At 70.6% G+C, this 1,457-nt stretch carries 1 protein-coding gene and 1 pseudogene; both read right to left on the reverse strand.

Annotated features, from left to right (window positions below):
- Positions 1 to 1,107: 2-iminoacetate synthase ThiH (gene thiH, locus JQN68_RS03695; protein ID WP_225073922.1), on the reverse strand; the 1,107-nt coding region annotated here is incomplete at its 3' end.
- Positions 1,104 to 1,457, reverse strand: a pseudogene (locus tag JQN68_RS03700) (thiazole synthase); the annotation flags it as partial. The pseudogene JQN68_RS03700 and the gene thiH, both read right to left, overlap by 4 nt.

Below are 1,457 nucleotides of genomic sequence, written 5' to 3' on the forward strand. Positions count from 1 at the left end.
CAGAAACGCCCGGTCCCAGTCCTTCCAGACCGGGTCATAGCCCTGAGCCTGCAGCATGGCGCAGATCTGGTCGGCGTCGCGATCGTCGTCGATGGCAAACTGGGCGCCGCCCTCGCAGGCGTGGCCGTAGCCCCCCGGCGCGGTGCAGGAGCCGGCGCTGAGCTGGGTGATGCCCAAGGGCAGCAGGTGGTCCCGCAGCCGGGCGCTTTCCCGGGTCGACAGGGTCAGCCCGGAATCGGGCAGCAGCAACCGCAGGGCGCACAGCAGCTGCACCAGGGCGGCGTCGGAGACCGGCGCCAGGGGCGCGAAGCCCCCGTCCGCCGGGCGGAGGCGCGGAAAGGACACGTTCACCCGGCTGCGCCACCAGGTGCGGGCCAGATGCCGGGCATGCAGCCCGACGAAAAACCCCTCCACCCGCCAGTCGCTGAGCCCCAGCAGGGCACCGATGCCGATGCTGCGCAGCCCCGCCGCCCCGGCCCGGTCCGGAGTGCCCAGCCGCCAGTCGAAATCCTTCTTCGGCCCAAAGGGATGCAGATCGTCGTACAGGGCGCGGTCGTAGGTTTCCTGGTATACCGTCAGGCTGTCCACCCCGGCGGCCGCCAGCTGCCGGTAGCCGGCTTCATCCATGGGATAGACCTCCAGGCCGATGGAGCTGAACCAGGGCCGTACCCGCCGCACCGCAGCCGCCAGCAGATCGTTGTCCACCGCGCCGGCCGCCTCCCCGGTGAGCAGCAGCAGATGCCGGAAACCCCGCTGGTGCAGAATGCGCGCCTCGTTTTCCACCTCGTCCAGACTCAGGGTACGCCGGGCGATGCGGTTGGCGGCATTGAAGCCGCAATAGCGGCAGCCGTTGCCGCACTCGTTGGAGATGTACAGGGGTGCATAGAGCTGGATGGTGTTGCCGAAGCGCTGCCGGGTCAGGCGGTGGGAACGCTGCGCCAGTTCTTCCAGACAGGTCCCGGCGGCCGGCGACAGCAGGGCCAGAAAATCGGCCTCGCTCAGGTGCTCGGCGGCCAGGGCCCGCTCCACGTCGGCGGCTCGGCAGGCCGCCAGCCGACGGGCGATGTCCGCCCTCTCATAGTTGCGAAACAGGTCCGAAAAGCTCATGCGTCGTCCCTCAAAAAGCCGGTCAGGGGGCTGGAGGCCTCGGCCCGCTGCTGTACCGCCGGCAGGCCCGCCCGATAGGCCAGGCGGCCGGCTTCCACGCCGAGGCGGAAGGCGCGGGCCATGGCCGCCGGATCGGGGGTCACGGCCAGGGCGGTGTTGACCAGCACCGCATCGGCGCCCAGTTCCATGGCCTCGGCGGCGTGGGACGGAGCCCCCAGGCCGGCGTCCACCACCACCGGCACGATGGCCTGTTCGATGATGATGGCGATGCTGTCGCGGGTACGCAGCCCCTTGTTGCTGCCGATGGGCGCGCCCAGGGGCATGACCGTGGCGGTACCGACCTCCTGCAG

The sequence above is a fragment of the Desulfuromonas sp. CSMB_57 genome, from assembly GCF_020194955.2.
GTDB lineage: Bacteria > Desulfobacterota > Desulfuromonadia > Desulfuromonadales > Syntrophotaleaceae > JAFCIY02.